Origin of the sequence: Pseudomonas sp. GZD-209, assembly GCF_049310485.1 — a bacterium.
Lineage (GTDB): Bacteria > Pseudomonadota > Gammaproteobacteria > Pseudomonadales > Pseudomonadaceae > Aquipseudomonas > Aquipseudomonas sichuanensis.
Genome location: NZ_JBMOWQ010000281.1, coordinates 1 through 15,074 on the forward strand (window position 1 = coordinate 1; position 15,074 = coordinate 15,074).

Below are 15,074 nucleotides of genomic sequence, written 5' to 3' on the forward strand. Positions count from 1 at the left end.
AAGCCCGCTCCCACGTGTCACCCGTAACAGCGTGGGAGCGGGCTTGCCCCGCGATAGGGCCGGCATGGCCACTACAAAATCTGCCAATACCACTATCACCGGCTTTTGCCCCAACGCCACAGAACCTTCGCACAGCCTGCCTAGCATGGCCCCCATCGCTTCGATGAGGACTCGCCATGAACCACGTCACCCCGGGCGCACAGATGAAAGTGCGCGGCATCCACAAACGCTTCGGTGCCTTCACCGCACTCAACGACGTGTCCCTGGACATCGCCGCTGGCGAGCTGGTGTGCCTGCTCGGCCCCTCGGGCTGCGGCAAGACCACCCTGCTGCGCTGCATCGCCGGCCTTGAGCGCCAGGACCGCGGCACCCTGTACATCGGCGATCGCGACATCTCCGAGCTGCCGCCCCAGGCCCGTGACTACGGCATCCTGTTCCAGTCCTACGCGCTGTTCCCCAACCTTACCGTCGAAGCCAACATCGCCTACGGCCTGACCGCCAGCAGCCGTGACCAGGTGCGCCAGCGTGTCGGCGAGATGCTCGAACTGGTCGGCCTGTCGGGCAGCGAAAAGAAATACCCCGGCCAACTCTCCGGCGGCCAGCAGCAACGCGTGGCCCTGGCCCGCGCCCTGGCACCCAAGCCATCGCTGCTGTTGCTCGACGAGCCGATGTCGGCACTCGACGCCCGCGTTCGCGAGCACCTGTGCACCGAGCTGCGCCAGCTGCAGCGCCAACTGGGCATCACCACGCTGATGGTGACCCACAACCAGGACGAGGCCATGCTGATGGCCGACCGCATCGCCGTGATGAACAACGGCCAGGTCGAGCAGTACGCCACCCCGCAGGAAATCTACGACCAACCGGCCACGCCGTTCGTCGCCGAGTTCGTCGGCCAGGGCAACTGGCTGCCGTTCCAGCGCAGCAGCGACAGCCATGCCCAGGTCGGCAGCATGAACATGCGCCTGGCGGCCAACGCGGGGCGTGCCAGCAGCGGCCGTTTGTTCTGCCGCCCCGAGGCGATCACCGTGAACCCGGTGGTGCACGAGGAAAACCTGTTCCCGGCCAAGGTCCGCGAGATCACTTTCCTCGGCAACCGCTGCCGCATGAGCTTCGAACTCAAGGCCCTGCCGGGCCATGCCCTGCTCGCCGAGCTTGCCCCAGAAGCCATGCCGCGCCTGGGCTCGCAGGACATCTGGGTGGCCCTGCCACCGCAGAGCCTGCAGGTGTTTGCCTGAGATGGCCGCGCCCATGACCCTGCCCCTGAACAGCGCCAAGGCCGCGCTGCGCAGTGGCGTCGCCTTCGGTGACCGGCTGTTCGTCGTTGGCGGCAAGAGCCTGCTGCTGATCCTGCTGGTGCTGGCGGTGCTGATGCCGTTGCTGGCGATCTTCTGGAAAGGCTTCAGTGCCGATGCCGGCCAGGGCGGCGGCCTGGTGGCGGCCCGCGAGCTGTTCGCCAGCGCCAACTTCCACTGGCTGCTCGGCAACAGCCTGTCGGTGGCCTTCACCGTTGCGGCCATCGTCGTGCCGCTGGCCTACCTGTTCGCCTATGCCCTGCAACGCACGCTGATCCCGGCCAAGGGCCTGTGGCGCGGCATTTCCTTGCTGCCGCTGCTGGCGCCGTCGATGCTGCCGGCCATCGCCCTGGTGTACCTGTTCGGCAACCAGGGCCTGCTGCGCGGGCTGCTCAGCGACAACATCTACGGCTTCTGGGGCATCGTCCTCGGCGAGGCCATCTACACCTTCCCCCATGCCCTGATGATCCTGCTGTCGGCGCTGTCGCTGGCCGATGCCCGGCTGTTCGATGCCGCCTCAAGCATGGGTGCCGGGCCAGCCCGGGCCTTCTTCAGCATCACCTGGCCGGCCACCCGCCAGGCGGTATTTGCCGCGTTCTGCCTGGTGTTCACCCTGACCATCACCGACTTTGGCGTGCCCGTGGTGGTCGGTGGCGACTATCAGGTGCTGGCGCTTGAAGCCTACAAGGCGGTGGTCGGCCAGCAACAGTTCGGCCGTGGCGCGCTGATCGGCATGGTGCTGCTGGTGCCGGCCTTGCTGAGCTTTGCAGTCGATGCCTGGCTGCGCCGCCGCCAGGGCGATGCCATGAGCGGCCGGGCCCAGGTGTTCGAGCCCAAGCCATCCAGGCTGCGCGATGCCTGCTTCCTGGCCCTGGTGCTGCTGGTGTGCGCGGCGTTGTTGGCGGTGATCGGCATGGCGGTGTATTCGTCGCTGGTCAAGTTCTGGCCCTACAACCTGTCGCTGTCGCTGAACCACTACCAGTTCGACGACACCGCCGGCGGCGGCTGGCTGGCCTACCGCAACAGCGTGACCATGGCCCTGTGCACCGCGCTGATAGGCAGCGTGATCATCTTCAGCGGCGCCTACCTGATGGAGAAGACCCAAGGCCAACGCCTGCTCAACCAGGCCCTGCGTCTGCTCAGCTTCATCCCCATGGCCGTGCCCGGCCTGGTACTCGGCCTGGGCTACGTGTTCTTCTTCAACCTCAACGGCAACCCGCTGCATGTGTTCTACGGCAGCATGGCGCTGTTGGTGGTGTGCACCATCGCCCACTACCTGACCACCGCGCAGATGACCGCCACCACCGCCCTGCGCCAGCTCGACGGTGAGTTCGAGGCCGCCGCGCTGTCGCTCAAGGCGCCGCTGTACAAGCACTTCATGCGCGTCACCGTACCGATCTGCCTGCCGGCGCTGCTGGACATCATCCGCTACCTGTTCGTCTCGGGCATGACCACCGTGTCGGCAGCGATCTTCCTCTACAGCCCCGACACCATCCTCGCGGCCGTCGCCGTGCTGAACATGGATGACGCCGGCAACGTCGGCGGCGCCGCCGCCATGTCCACCCTGATCCTGCTCACCAGCGCCGCCGCCTCGCTGCTGCTGGCTGCGGCTTCACGCGGCCTGCTGCGCCGCTCCCAGGCCTGGCGCCAACGCGCCCCCGGCCATTGACCGACTGCCCACAACGATAGGAACCGCACCATGTTCAAGCCCCTCGCACTTGCCGCTGCCGTATCCGCCGTGTTCAGCCTGCAGGCCTCGGCTGCCGCCACCCAGCTGACCGTCTACACGGCCCTTGAGGCCGAGCAGCTCAAGAGCTACAAGCAGGCCTTCGAGAAGGCCAACCCGGACATCGAGATCAAGTGGGTGCGTGACTCCACCGGCATCATCACCGCCAAGCTGCTGGCTGAAAAAGACCGCCCGCAGGCCGACGCGGTGTGGGGCCTGGCGGCCTCCAGCCTGGCCATCCTCGACCAGAACGGCATGCTCGACGCCTATGCGCCCAAGGACTTGGGCAAGATCTCGCCCAATTACCGCGACGCCGCCAACCCGCCGGCGTGGGTCGGCATGGACGTGTGGGCTGCGACCATCTGCTTCAACACGGTTGAAGCCGAGAAGCAGGGCCTGAGCAAGCCGCTGAGCTGGCAGGACCTGACCAAGCCCGAGTACAAGGGCAAGATCGTCATGCCCAACCCGGCCTCGTCCGGCACCGGCTTCCTGGATGTAAGCGCCTGGCTGCAGACCTTCGGCGAGCCCCAGGGCTGGGCCTACATGGACGCCCTGCACCAGAACATCGGCCAGTACGTTCATTCCGGTTCCAAACCGTGCAAGCTGGCCGCTGCCGGCGAGTTCCCGATCGGCATCTCGTTCGAGTACCCGGCCGTGCAGCTCAAGCGCCAGGGCGCGCCGCTGGACATCGTGCTGCCGAAGGAAGGCCTGGGTTGGGAGATCGAGGCCACCGCCGTGATCAAGGGCTCGCCGAAAGCCGATGCGGCCCGGCGCCTGGCAGATTTTTCCGCCAGCCCCGCCGCGATGGAGCTATACAAAGAGAACTTCGCCGTGCTCGCCGCACCGGGCATCGCCAAGCCGCAGACCGAGTTGCCGGCGGACTACGAGCAGCGCCTGATCAAGAACGACTTCGCCTGGGCCTCGAAGAACCGCGACGAGATCCTCAGCGAATGGCGCAAGCGCTATGACGGCAAGTCGGAGAAAGTCGCCCAGCAGTAAGTCTGGTGGGGCCTCTTCGCGGGTGAACCCGCTCCCACAGGTAAAGCGCGACCCCTGTGGGAGCGGGTTTACCCGCGAATGCGTCATGACAGGCAGCGTTGAATTCAGCCGGAGCAAAGTTTGATGCCTTCGATCGACCAGATCTTCGCCCTCTACCAACACCACGGCAGCGCTGACTACATCGGCGAAGCCATCACCCAGCTCGAACACATGTCCCAGGCCGCCCAACTGGCCATGGCCGAAGGCTACGACGACGAAGTGGTGCTGGCGGCGTTCTTCCACGACATCGGCCACTTGCTGGGTGAAGGCGAAGCCAGCATGGGCGGCTATGGCGTGGTCAGCCACGAACGCCTGGGCGCCGAATACCTGCGCCGTGCCGGCTTTGGCGAGCGCATGGCGCGCCTGGTGGAGTACCACGTCGAGGCCAAGCGCTACCTGACCCTGCGTAAGCCGGGGTATTACGACCGGTTGAGCGAGGCCAGTCGGCGCACGCTGGGGTATCAGGGTGGGGTGATGAGCGATGCCGAAGCGGATGCGTTCGAGGGGGATCCGTTGTTTGCGGTGAGCCTGCGGATGCGCGAGTGGGATGAGTTGGCCAAGGAGGTCGGGGTGGAGGTGATGGACCTGATGGTGCTGAAGCAGAAGGCCTTGGCATTGCTCTGAGATTTTGATGGCCTCACCGGCCTCTTCGCGGGTAAACCCGCTCCCACAAGTTTATGTGCAAGCCCTGTGGGAGCGGGTTTACCCGCGAAGAGGCCAGCCCTGCTGACTCAAATTTGTAAAACCAACGCCTCCAACTGCTCCTGGCGCTCCGGCTGGTTCACCTTGGCCCCCGGATTAAGCGTCGACCACTGCGGATGTGCCCGGGCCTTGCTCAGCGCCTCGGGCAGCTTGCCTTCGCGCCAGGCCTTCTCGTCCAGTGCGCCCAGGCGAATGCTGTCCTGCGCCGCATGCCCGCGGCGCTCCAGCGCCACCATCAACTGCTGCTGACGCAGCGCCAGCAGGCGCAGCACGGTGTCATCCACCGTCAATTCCCGCTGGCCCTTGAGCTTGCCCATCAACCGCGCGCCATAGTTGCGCGCCGTTTGCAGCGCGCCGCCGGCAATGGCCCCGGCCAGCGCCGCGGCGCCCAGGGTCAGGCCGCCGACCAGCAGATCGACGCCGGCGCCGGCCGCTGCACCTGCCGCCACCCCACTGCCCAGGCGCACGCCCAGCAACTTCAAGGTTTCCGGGTTGAACAGGTCATCGCCCCAGCGGCCATCCAGCAATGGCAGGTCACCGGCATCGGCATCTTCGCGGCGGAAGGCATAGAGCTTGAGCAGCGCCTCGACACAGCGCTGCTCGCGCTGGCGTACGTCCCGGCGTAGGGCCTCGATGGCATGGGCTTCGTCGGCGGGTTCGACACTGCGCCGGCAGGCGGCGCAATCGAGCAGCAATTCGGCGATCAGGCGTTTGCCGCTGTGCTGGCGGGCCAGGCGCTGCGCCTGCTGGTCGTCGATCAGCCGCTGCAGGGCCGGGCGGGCCTCTTCCAGCAACAGGGCGAGGCTTTCGTAGAGGCGCCGTTCGCCGTCTTCCGGCGGGGCCACGCTGTCAAACCGCACCAGCGCGTGCAGGCCCAGCCGCGCCAGGGCTTCGCGCCACTCCGGCTCGCGGTGCTGCTGGCTGGCGACGAAGTTGAGCACCGGCAGCAGTGGCTTGCCGCAACCGGCCAGCACCTCAAGCTCGTCGCGGTACTTGGCCAGCACCGGCTCGCGGGCGTCGATCACATACAGCCCGGCGTTGCTCGCCAGCAACTGGCGCAGCACCTTGGCTTCCTGTTCAAAGCGTTGCCGCGCCTCGCTGCCCTGGAGGAAACGCTCCAGCCGGGCCGGGCCATCCAGCCGCTCGCCCGGTCGCTCGAGGCGTTCGAGGTAGTCGAGCAGGGCGATGGCGTCTTCCAGGCCGGGGGTGTCGTACAGCTCCAGCAACGGCTCGCCGTCCACCGACAGGCGCGCGCCTTCGACATGGCGGGTGGTGCTGGGGCGGTGCGAGACCTCGCCAAAGCCGACATCGCGGGTCAGGGTGCGCAGCAGCGAGGTCTTGCCGACGTTGGTGTGGCCGACCACGGCCAGTTTCAGGGGCTCAGTCATGGCCATGCTCCAGCCAGGTCAGCGGCGAGGTGTCGGCGTGGGGCAGGCCCAGGCGGTCGAGGGCATCGTGCCAGTCGCCCAGGCGCGCGGCGTCCAGCGCCTGGCCGGGTTGTGGCTGGAGCAACCAGATGCGCGTGGCGCCGGCATTGCGCGCCAACTCCGCGAGCAGCGCCAGGCTGCCACGGTCCGGTGAGCGGCGCGGGTCACAGGCGATGGCCAGGCGCGCCGGGGGGAAGCGGCCGAGCTGTTCGAGCAGTTTGTTGCGCGATTCGCGGCTGTCGAGCACGCCGGCGTTGGTTACGCCTTGCGGCAGGGCCGGTGGCCAGGGCTGCTGATCGTCCAGCTCCAGGCCCACCAGCAGGGCGCCGCTGCTGCCGCTGTCCAGTTGCCCGGCCTCGAACTGCGGGAGTGCCTGCGGGGCCGCGTCCTGTACGCCGATCCGCTCGCTGCGTGGCATCAGCGCTTCACGCAACTGCGCATAGCCGGGCAGGTTGAGGTCCAGGGTCAGCCGCCCGCGGCCCTGGCGCCAGCGCCACAGGCACAACGCGGCCAGCACCAGGCGCGGCAACAGGCCGTACACCAGCACCACGCCAAGCAGCCAGCTGGCCCAGGCCTGGCGCGCCAGGTCGAGGGCCGGCAGGGTGTCGCCGCTGGCGCGGATCATTGCCTCGTCCGGCACGGCGAAGCCCAGCAACGAGGGCAGGGCACCGAGGGCGTGGGTGAGGGCGATGAAGGGTTCGGCGGCGAGCAGCGTGGTTTCCCAGACGAAGCCGTAGCGCCGGGTTGCCAGCAACGCCAGCAACATGCCCAGCGCCGCCAGCATCGCCAACAGCCACAGGCCATGCACCAGGGCACCGAGCAGCCAGCGGTTCAGGCGCTGGCGCTGCAACAGCACCAGCAGCGCCGGGGCCAGTTGCGCGGCCTTGGCATCACGGGCCAGGCGTTCGCTCAGCCACAACCACAGGCGGCCCAGCGTTGCGCCCTGTTCGCCGGCGTAGCAAAAGCCGATGGCCCAACCGGCCAGCAACACCAGGTTGAGGCCGAGCAGGCTGCCCAGGGCCCAGAACACGTTCACCGGGCGCTGGCCGTCGCCCAGCGCCGCCAGGCCCAGGCCGGCGCCGCTGAACACGGCCAGCACCATCAGCGCCATCAAGGCCAGGCGGGCGCCTTGCTTCCAGTGGCGCAGCGCCTCGGCCATACGATCGCGTTCGGCCAGCCACAGGGCGCGGGTTGCGATGCGCGTGGCCAGGTCGCCACCCTGCTGGCGGGCGCGACGGTTGGCTTCCTGGTCCTCCAGGGGGCCGGCGTGTTCTTCGCGCAGGCGCACCGCTTCGGTGAGCCAGTGTTTGTCCAGTTCAGTCAGTGCAGTCACAAGCTCGTCCATTGCACAGGTCAGGGCGCAAGCATAACCCACGTGCCCGGTGCTATCCTCGCCGCCATGACTACCTCACTCCCCCTCAGCCTGATCGCGGCCCTCGCCGAGAACCGTGTGATCGGCATCGACAACACCATGCCCTGGCACTTGCCGGGGGACTTCAAGTACTTCAAGGCCACCACCCTGGGCAAGCCGATCATCATGGGGCGCAAGACCTGGGATTCGCTGGGCCGGCCGTTGCCGGGGCGGCTGAACATCGTGGTCAGCCGCCAGCCTGGGTTGCAACTGGCCGGTGCCGAGGTGTTCGCATCGCTGGAAGCGGCGCTGGTACGCGCCGAGCAGTGGGCCCGGGAGCAGGGCGTCGAGGAGCTGATGCTGATCGGCGGCGCGCAGCTTTACGGCCAGGCGCTGGAAAAAGGGCTGGTGAGCCGCATGTACCTGACCCGGGTCGAGCTGTCGCCCCAGGGCGATGCCTGGTTCCCCGAGTACGACCCGGCGCAGTGGCAGCTGGCATCGAGCCAGGCCCAGGCCGCCGAGGGCGATGGCCCGGCCTACCATTTCGAGGTCTGGGATAAACGCTGATCAGCAGCAATTGCGAATCCATCTCATCTTCTGCTAGCGTGCGCACCTCTTGAGACCTAGAGCCAGGATGCGCCGTGTCTTCATGGAACAAGCAGATCGCCCGGCTGTTCACCGAGCACAAGAAGGCCCTTGAGGCCTTCGTGGCACGGCGCACCGGCAATGCGCAGGTGGCCGCCGACCTGACCCAGGAGTCCTTCCTGCGGTTGGCGCGGCTGCCTGCCGACAAGCAGATCGACAACCTTTCGGCTTTTCTGTTCACCATCGCCAGCAACCTGGTGCGCGACCACCAGCGCCAGGCCATTCGCCGTGAGCGCCTGGACGCCGGCGAGCCGAGCGAGGAGCTGGCCAGCGAAGCCCCCGCTGCCGAAGACCAGTTGGCCGCACAGCAGGAGCAAGCCTTGATGCAGGCCGCCATCCAGGCCTTGCCCGAGGCGACCCGGCATATCTTCCTGCTCTATCATGTCGACGGTTGCACCTACCGCGAAATCGGCGAGCGCATGAACACCACGCCACGCAGCGTCGAGTACCAGCTGCGCAAGGCGCTGCTTGACTGCCGTGCCTTCATCAAGGCGCAGTTGGCCGGTGACCGGGGGAGGCAACGCCCATGAGCCAAGATCCCGAGAGCACGATTGCCCCCATGAGCGACATGCCCGACAGCGAGCAGCTGTTCGCCGAAGCCACCGCCTGGTATTACCGCCTGCAAGCCGAGGATGTCACCGCGGCCGAACGGCAGGCGTTTGCCGACTGGCACCTGCAGGGGCCGGAGCAAGCCCAGGCCTGGGCCGAGGTGATCGCCTTGCTGGGCGCCCTGCAGGCCCCGGCCAGGTGCGTGCGCGAGCAGCAGCGCGGGCAATGGCGCACAGCGCCACGGCGTGCCTGGCCCAAGGTGGCAAGTGCCGCCGCCGCCGTGCTGACGCTGGGGCTGCTGCTCAGCCAGACGCCCTGGCTGGACCGCTGGCGTGCCGACTACGCCACCGGCACCGGCGAGCTACGCAGCGTCCAGCTGGCCGATGGCTCGCGTATCCAGTTGAACACCGACAGCGCGCTGCAAGTGGAGCTGGCCCATGGCGAGCGGCGTGTGCACCTGTTGCGTGGCGAGGCCTGGTTCGAGGTGGCCCGCGACCCCGACCGGCCCTTCGTGGTGCGCGCCGGCGGCGGTTGGGTGAAGGTGGTCGGCACGCAATTCAGTGTCGCCCTCGAGGGCGAACAGACCCGTGTGCAATTGGCCCAGGGCAAGGTGCAGGTGCGTGCGGGGGAAAGCTCCGGGGTGTTCCTGGTGCCGGGGCAGGCGGTGGAATACGCGGCCAATGGGCCGGGGGCCATTCATCCGTTCGAGCCGGGCCGGGCGTTCGCCTGGCGGCAACGGCAACTGGTGTTCAGCCAGCAGCCCCTGGCTGAAGTGGTGGCCGAACTGAACCGCTATTGGCCGGGCCAGACCCTGGTGCTGGGCGATGCCCTGCGCCAGCGCAAGGTGTCCGGGGTGTTCGAGATCGACAAGCCGGAGGCCGTGCTCAGGGCCCTGACCCACACCCTGGGTGTCCACGCCGAGCAATACACCCCTTACCTGCGCATTCTGCGCGAGGGTTGAAAAAAGTTTCGGGGATTCCCGCGAGTCCGTCGTCCTTGAATGAGCAGGCGCAAATAATAAGCACTCTCAGATAGTGCAGCGCCATTCAATGACTTGGACGATTTCGGGGAGCTCCACTGATGAAGATTACCGCCACTCGGACCGTGCTCGGCCTGGCCATCGCGCTGGGCAGCGCAGGCCTGGCCGCGCCGCTGCAGGCGCAGGCCGCTGCGCAGGCACAGGTTTACCGCTTCGAGATCCCGGCGCAGTCGCTGGACTCGGCGCTGGCGGCCTTCAGTGCAGTCACCCGGGTGCAGGTGCTGGTGCCGGGCGAGTTCACCCAGGGCCTGCGCTCGTCGGGCCTGAATGGCAGTTATCCACAGGACCAGGCACTGGCCAGGCTGCTGCAAGGCACCGGGCTCAGCGCCAGCGTCATCGACGTCGACAGCGTCACCCTGGAGCGCCAGCGCGCGGCAGGCGACACCTCGATGCAACTGGGCGCCGTCAAGATCGACAGCAGCGCGCTGGGGGCCACCACCGAGGGCAGCGGCTCCTACACCACCGGCGCGCTGACCATCGGCAAGGGTGAGCAGAAACTCAAGGACATCCCCCAGTCGGTCTCGGTGGTTACCCGCCAACGCCTGAACGACCAGAACATGAACAGCCTGCAGGACGCCATGCGCCAGGTGACCGGGGCGACGATCAAGAGCTACAACAGCGGCTCCAACCTCAACGATGTGTACATGCGCGGCTTCCTGGTCGACCAGGTGCAGATGGACGGCGTTTCGCAGCTGACCGGGCAGGGCGACATGGCCACCAGCTTCGACCTGGCGATGTTTGACCGGGTCGAGGTGCTGCGCGGCCCCTCCGGCCTGTACCAGGGCGCAGGGGAGCCGGGCGGCACCATCAACCTGGTGCGCAAGCGTGCGCTCGGCACCTTCGGCCTGAGCGGCGAGCTGTCGGCCGGCAGCTGGGACCGCTACCACTCCACCGTCGATGTCACCGGCCCGCTGAACAGCGACGGCACCCTGCGCGGGCGTTTCGTGACCGCCTACGAGAACAACCAGTCGTTCGTCGACCATGCGCAGAACGAGCGACCCATGGTCTATGGCCGCCTGGAATACGACGTGACCCCGGCCACCACGCTGTCCCTGGGCGGTGCCTACCAGCGCAACAACTCGACCCCGGCGTTCGGCCTGCCGGCCTATGCCGACGGCAAGCTGCTGGATGTGAGCCGCTCGAGCTTCGTCGACGCCAAGTGGAACGAGCTGGACGAACGCGTGTGGGAGGGCTTCTTCGAGGTGGACCACGCGCTGGACGACGGCGGCCAGTTCAAGACCTCGCTGACCTACCGCGATGCCGAGACCCCGACCCGCAACTTCACCTGGACCGATGGCGCGGTGGACAGGGCGACCGGCGCCAGCTCCGCAGTGGCCTACGCCTACTACACCCACATCAAGACCCTCGGCCTGGACAGCTTCGTGACCTTGCCGGTGGAGGCCTTCGGGCGCAGCCACGAACTGACCGTGGGCGCCGAATACCAGCACCTGGACAAGGACTTCACCTACGGCGGCCAGGAGTATTTCGACATCAATGTGTACGACCCGGGCAGCATCAACATCCCCAAGCGCAACTACGAGATGGTCAACGGCAACTGGGTCAAGTCGCAGCAGTACGGTGTCTATGGGCGCACCAAGATCAGCGCCACCGACTGGCTGGACGTGATTCTCGGCAGCCGGGTGACCTGGTTCGAGAGCGAAGGGCGTAACGCCAATGCCTTCTTCAACAACTTCACCAACACCGAGACCAACATCGACCGCAAGGTGATCCCTTACGCGGCGCTGGTGGCCAAGTTAACCCCCGAGCTGTCGGCCTACGCCAGCTACACCAGCGTGTTCAAGCCGCAGACCGACGTGGACGCCAGCGGCAAGCCGATCGACCCGCGCGAGGGCGAACAGTACGAGCTGGGGCTCAAGCGTGAGTTTCTCGATGGCCGCCTGAACGGCAGCGTGGCGTTGTTCCGCATCTATGACGAGAACCGTGCGCAGGCGGTGGAGCGCAGCAACTACTTCGAGGCGCAGGGCCGGGTCCGTAGCCAGGGGTGGGAAACCGAGCTGTCCGGCAACCTGACCGACAACTGGAGCATCAGCACCGGCTACGCCTTCACCATGCTCAAGTCGATGAACGAGGAGAACTACCAGGGCATCAGCATCACCCCCAAGCACAACTTCAACCTGTGGACGCGTTACGAGTTCAAGGATGGGCCGTTGGACGGTTTCAGCGTGGGTGGCGGTGTGCGGGCGGTCAGCCAGACCTATTACAAGCGTGACGTGGACTTCGTCCAGGGGGGTTACAGCGTGGCCACGGCGCAGCTGGGGTATCGCTTCAACAAGCACCTGTCGTCCACGCTCACGGCCAACAACCTGTTCGACCGCAAGTATTACGAGCGGGTGGACAGTGCCTGGGGGTCGAACTTCTATGGCGAGCCGCGCAACCTGACGTTGACGTTGCGGGCCAGTTACTGACTTGAAGCCCGGGGCTGCTACACAGCCCTATCGCCGGCAAGCCGGCTCCCACAGGAAAATGCATGACCCTGTGGGAGCTGGCTTGCCAGCGAAAGGGGCGCAAAGCGCCCCCGGCGATATCAGCTGTGACTCAGCTCGGCATGCTCATCCCCGCCCAGCACCTGCTGGTCAGTCTGCTTGAGCAACTGGCTGGTCACCACGCCCGCGGTCATCGAGCCGCTCACGTTCAAGGCCGTGCGGCCCATGTCGATCAGCGGCTCCACCGAGATCAGCAGTGCCACCAGCTCCACCGGCAGGCCCATGGCCGGCAGCACGATCAGCGCGGCGAAGGTCGCGCCACCGCCCACGCCGGCCACACCGGCCGAGCTCAGGGTGACGATGGCCACCAGGGTGGCGATCCACAGCGGGTCGAAGGTGTCGATGCCCACCGCCGGGGCGACCATCACCGCGAGCATCGCCGGGTACAGGCCGGCGCAGCCGTTCTGGCCGATGGTGGTGCCGAACGAGGCGCTGAAGCTGGCGATCGACTGCGGCACGCCCAGGCGCTGGGTTTGCGCCTCGATGTTCAGCGGGATGCTGGCGGCGCTGGAGCGGCTGGTGAAGGCGAAGGTCAGGACCGGCCACACTTTACGGAAGAAGCGCAGCGGGCTGACGCCGGTCAGCGCCAGGATCACCCCGTGCACCACGAACATCAGGCCCAGGCCGATGTACGACACCACCACGAAGCTGCCCAGCTTGAGGATGTCGTCGAGGTTGGAGCTGGCCACCACCTTGGTCATCAGCGCCAGCACGCCATAGGGGGTGAGCTTCATCACCAGGCGCACCAGGCGCATCACCCAGGCTTGCAGCACGTCGATGGCCGACAGCGCGCGTTCGCCTTTGTCCTTGTCGTCCTTGATCAGTTGCAAGGCGGCCAGGCCCAGAAACACGGCGAAGATCACCACGCTGATGATCGAGGTCGGCTTGGCCCGCGCCAGGTCGGCCACCGGGTTGGTGGGGACGAACGACAGCAGCAGTTGCGGGATGTTGAGGTCGGCAACCTTGCCCGCGTAGTCGCTGTGGATCGCCTGCAGCCGCGCGCTTTCCTGCACGCCGGCCACCAGGCCCTCGGCGCTGAGGCCGAACAGGTTGGTCAGGACGATGCCGATCAGCGCGGCGATGGCGGTGGTCAGCAGCAGGGTGCCGATGCTCAGCACGCTGATGCGGCCCAGGCTCGATGCATTGTGCAGGCGGGCCACGGCGCTGAGGATCGAGGCGAAGATCAGCGGCATGACGATCATCTGCAGCAGGCCGACATAGCCGTTGCCGACCAGGTCGAGCCAGGCAATGGTGGCTTTCAGTACCGGGTGGCCGGCGCCGTAGACCGTGTGCAGGACCAGGCCGAAGCCCACGCCCAGGGCCAGGCCCAGCAGGACTTTCTTGGCCAGGCTCCAGTCGGTGCGGCGGGTTTGCGCCAGGCCCAGCAGCAGGGCCAGGAACGCCAGCAGGTTGAGAGACAGCGGCAGGTTCATTGAAGCTCCAGAAAAAACAGAAGAGGCATCGCCTCTGATGAGCGATTGCGAACGGAAATGCTAACAGCCTGAAAACAAACGAATTTATATCTAAAAGGAATTTGCATAGTCGTTTATGGAATAACGCCATGTCGTTATTGGCAATCCGCATGGCGTTTGCGGCTGCGTCGGGGTCGGTCGCGAACGTCCGGGTGTCACAAAACGGGTCTAGGGTTGAGCGGCCACGTCTTTGGGAGAACTGCACATGATGACTGCTGCGAAACGGCTCGCCGGCGGGTTGGCCCTGTTGCTCAGCGCCAGCAGCTGGGCGGCCACCGAGCTCAAGCACTGGCCCGCCGAGGCGGCCAGCAAGCTGGACGCGATGATCGCCGCCAATGCCAACAAGGGTAACTACGCGGTGTTCGACATGGACAACACCAGCTACCGCTTCGACCTCGAAGAGTCGCTGCTGCCGTACATGGAGAACAAGGGCCTGCTGACCCGCGACAAGCTCGATCCCTCGCTCAAGCTGATCCCGTTCAAGGACACCGCCGAGCACAAGGAGAGCCTGTTCAGCTACTACTACCGCCTGTGCGAAATCGACGACATGGTCTGCTACCCGTGGGTGGCCCAGGTGTTCTCGGGCTTTACTCTCAAGGAGCTGAAGCAGCAGGTCGACGAGTTGATGGCCTCGGGCAAGCCGATCCCCAGCACCTATTACGAAGGGGATCAGGTCAAGAACATCGAGGTGCAGCCGCCCAAGGTCTTCACCGGCCAGGCCGAGCTGTACAACAAGCTGATGGAGAACGGCATCGAGGTGTACGTGATCTCGGCGGCGTCGGAAGAGCTGGTGCGCATGGTCGCCGCCGATCCCAAGTACGGCTACAACGTCAAACCCGAGAACGTGATCGGCGTCAGCCTGCTGCTCAAGGACCGCGCCACGGGCCAGCTGACCACCGCGCGCAAGCAGATCAGCGCCGGGCACTATGACCCCAAGGCCAACGAAGGCCTGGAACTGACTCCGTACCTGTGGACCCCGGCGACCTGGATGGCCGGCAAGCAAGCGGCGATCCTGACTTATATCGACGAATGGAAGAAACCGGTGCTGGTGGGCGGCGATACGCCGACCAGCGATGGCTACATGCAGTTCCACAGCGTCGATGTGAGCAAGGGCGGCATCCACCTGTGGATCAACCGCAAGGCCAAGTACATGGACCAGTTGAACGGCATGATCGCCAAGCATGCGGCGGCCCAGGCCAAAGAGGGGCTGGCGGTGACGGCGGACAAGAACTGGGTGATCGTGACGCCGGAGCAGATTCAGTAATACGTCATGGCCATCGCGGGGCAAGCCCGCTCCCACGAAGTGAGTGTGGTTTAGCGTGGGAGCGG

12 protein-coding genes are annotated in these 15,074 nt (G+C 66.4%); 9 read left to right on the top strand and 3 right to left on the bottom strand.

Annotation, left to right across the window (positions count from 1 at the left end):
* Positions 1-176: 176 nt before the first annotated feature.
* The 4 genes from ACO6VM_RS26805 to ACO6VM_RS26820 all read left to right on the top strand — a co-directional run bounded on the left by ACO6VM_RS26805 (position 177) and on the right by ACO6VM_RS26820 (position 4,680).
* The gene (locus tag ACO6VM_RS26805) at positions 177-1,235 is read left to right on the top strand and encodes a putative 2-aminoethylphosphonate ABC transporter ATP-binding protein (protein WP_401055716.1); all 1,059 of its coding nucleotides are present in this window, start codon (positions 177-179) and stop codon (positions 1,233-1,235) included.
* 1 nt (position 1,236) lies between these two features.
* Complete coding sequence (locus tag ACO6VM_RS26810) at positions 1,237-2,961, top strand: putative 2-aminoethylphosphonate ABC transporter permease subunit (protein WP_401055714.1); 1,725 nt, start codon at positions 1,237-1,239, stop codon at positions 2,959-2,961.
* Positions 2,962-2,991: 30 nt separating this feature from the next.
* Positions 2,992-4,017, top strand: coding sequence for a putative 2-aminoethylphosphonate ABC transporter substrate-binding protein (locus ACO6VM_RS26815; protein ID WP_110992123.1), 1,026 nt, complete (start codon positions 2,992-2,994; stop codon positions 4,015-4,017).
* Between the two features lie 123 nt (positions 4,018-4,140).
* Positions 4,141-4,680, top strand: a complete 540-nt coding sequence (locus ACO6VM_RS26820) for a phosphonate degradation HD-domain oxygenase (RefSeq protein ID WP_401055712.1) — start codon at positions 4,141-4,143, stop codon at positions 4,678-4,680.
* Positions 4,681-4,787: 107 nt separating this feature from the next.
* On the opposite strand, the gene ACO6VM_RS26825 is transcribed toward ACO6VM_RS26820, so the two are convergent.
* Together ACO6VM_RS26825 and ACO6VM_RS26830 are read right to left on the bottom strand one after the other, a co-directional pair.
* A complete protein-coding gene (locus tag ACO6VM_RS26825) occupies positions 4,788-6,146 on the bottom strand; it encodes a GTPase/DUF3482 domain-containing protein (protein ID WP_401055710.1) in 1,359 nt (452 codons plus the stop codon).
* On the bottom strand, positions 6,139-7,530 hold the full coding sequence (locus tag ACO6VM_RS26830; protein WP_401055708.1) for a DUF2868 domain-containing protein: 1,392 nt from the start codon (positions 7,528-7,530) through the stop codon (positions 6,139-6,141). Before ACO6VM_RS26830 ends, ACO6VM_RS26825 begins: the two co-directional genes overlap by 8 nt.
* Before the next feature lie 54 nt (positions 7,531-7,584).
* Here ACO6VM_RS26830 and ACO6VM_RS26835 point away from each other — a divergent pair, with 54 nt between their 5' ends.
* From ACO6VM_RS26835 to ACO6VM_RS26850, 4 genes are all read left to right on the top strand, one after another.
* Positions 7,585-8,103: a dihydrofolate reductase gene (locus tag ACO6VM_RS26835; protein ID WP_125860947.1), complete on the top strand. Its 519-nt coding sequence runs from the start codon at positions 7,585-7,587 to the stop codon at positions 8,101-8,103.
* 74 nt (positions 8,104-8,177) lie between these two features.
* On the top strand, positions 8,178-8,711 hold the full coding sequence (locus ACO6VM_RS26840) for an RNA polymerase sigma factor (protein ID WP_125465951.1): 534 nt from the start codon (positions 8,178-8,180) through the stop codon (positions 8,709-8,711).
* Entirely contained in the window at positions 8,708-9,691 is a 984-nt protein-coding gene (locus tag ACO6VM_RS26845; RefSeq protein WP_401055706.1) for a FecR family protein, read from the top strand. Before ACO6VM_RS26840 ends, ACO6VM_RS26845 begins: the two co-directional genes overlap by 4 nt.
* A gap of 119 nt (positions 9,692-9,810) precedes the next feature.
* Positions 9,811-12,195, top strand: a complete 2,385-nt coding sequence (locus tag ACO6VM_RS26850; protein ID WP_401055704.1) for a TonB-dependent siderophore receptor — start codon at positions 9,811-9,813, stop codon at positions 12,193-12,195.
* Positions 12,196-12,314: 119 nt separating this feature from the next.
* Here the strand turns inward: ACO6VM_RS26850 and ACO6VM_RS26855 are convergent, their stop codons facing one another.
* A complete protein-coding gene (locus ACO6VM_RS26855; protein ID WP_110992130.1) occupies positions 12,315-13,706 on the bottom strand; it encodes an L-cystine transporter in 1,392 nt (463 codons plus the stop codon).
* Between the two features lie 247 nt (positions 13,707-13,953).
* Here ACO6VM_RS26855 and ACO6VM_RS26860 point away from each other — a divergent pair, with 247 nt between their 5' ends.
* Entirely contained in the window at positions 13,954-15,009 is a 1,056-nt protein-coding gene (locus ACO6VM_RS26860) for a haloacid dehalogenase-like hydrolase (protein ID WP_390968241.1), read from the top strand.
* Positions 15,010-15,074: the final 65 nt, after the last annotated feature.

Excerpts from the sequence above, each read along its gene's own strand:
- ACO6VM_RS26805 (WP_401055716.1), top strand. The coding sequence starts at position 177 with ATGAACCACGTCACCCCGGGCGCACAGATGAAAGTGCGCGGCATCCAC.
- ACO6VM_RS26810 (WP_401055714.1), top strand. The coding sequence starts at position 1,237 with ATGGCCGCGCCCATGACCCTGCCCCTGAACAGCGCCAAGGCCGCGCTG.
- ACO6VM_RS26815 (WP_110992123.1), top strand. The coding sequence starts at position 2,992 with ATGTTCAAGCCCCTCGCACTTGCCGCTGCCGTATCCGCCGTGTTCAGC.
- ACO6VM_RS26820 (WP_401055712.1), top strand. The coding sequence starts at position 4,141 with ATGCCTTCGATCGACCAGATCTTCGCCCTCTACCAACACCACGGCAGC.
- ACO6VM_RS26825 (WP_401055710.1), bottom strand. The coding sequence starts at position 6,146 with ATGACTGAGCCCCTGAAACTGGCCGTGGTCGGCCACACCAACGTCGGC.
- ACO6VM_RS26830 (WP_401055708.1), bottom strand. The coding sequence starts at position 7,530 with ATGGACGAGCTTGTGACTGCACTGACTGAACTGGACAAACACTGGCTC.
- ACO6VM_RS26835 (WP_125860947.1), top strand. The coding sequence starts at position 7,585 with ATGACTACCTCACTCCCCCTCAGCCTGATCGCGGCCCTCGCCGAGAAC.
- ACO6VM_RS26845 (WP_401055706.1), top strand. The coding sequence starts at position 8,708 with ATGAGCCAAGATCCCGAGAGCACGATTGCCCCCATGAGCGACATGCCC.
- ACO6VM_RS26850 (WP_401055704.1), top strand. The coding sequence starts at position 9,811 with ATGAAGATTACCGCCACTCGGACCGTGCTCGGCCTGGCCATCGCGCTG.
- ACO6VM_RS26855 (WP_110992130.1), bottom strand. The coding sequence starts at position 13,706 with ATGAACCTGCCGCTGTCTCTCAACCTGCTGGCGTTCCTGGCCCTGCTG.
- ACO6VM_RS26860 (WP_390968241.1), top strand. The coding sequence starts at position 13,954 with ATGACTGCTGCGAAACGGCTCGCCGGCGGGTTGGCCCTGTTGCTCAGC.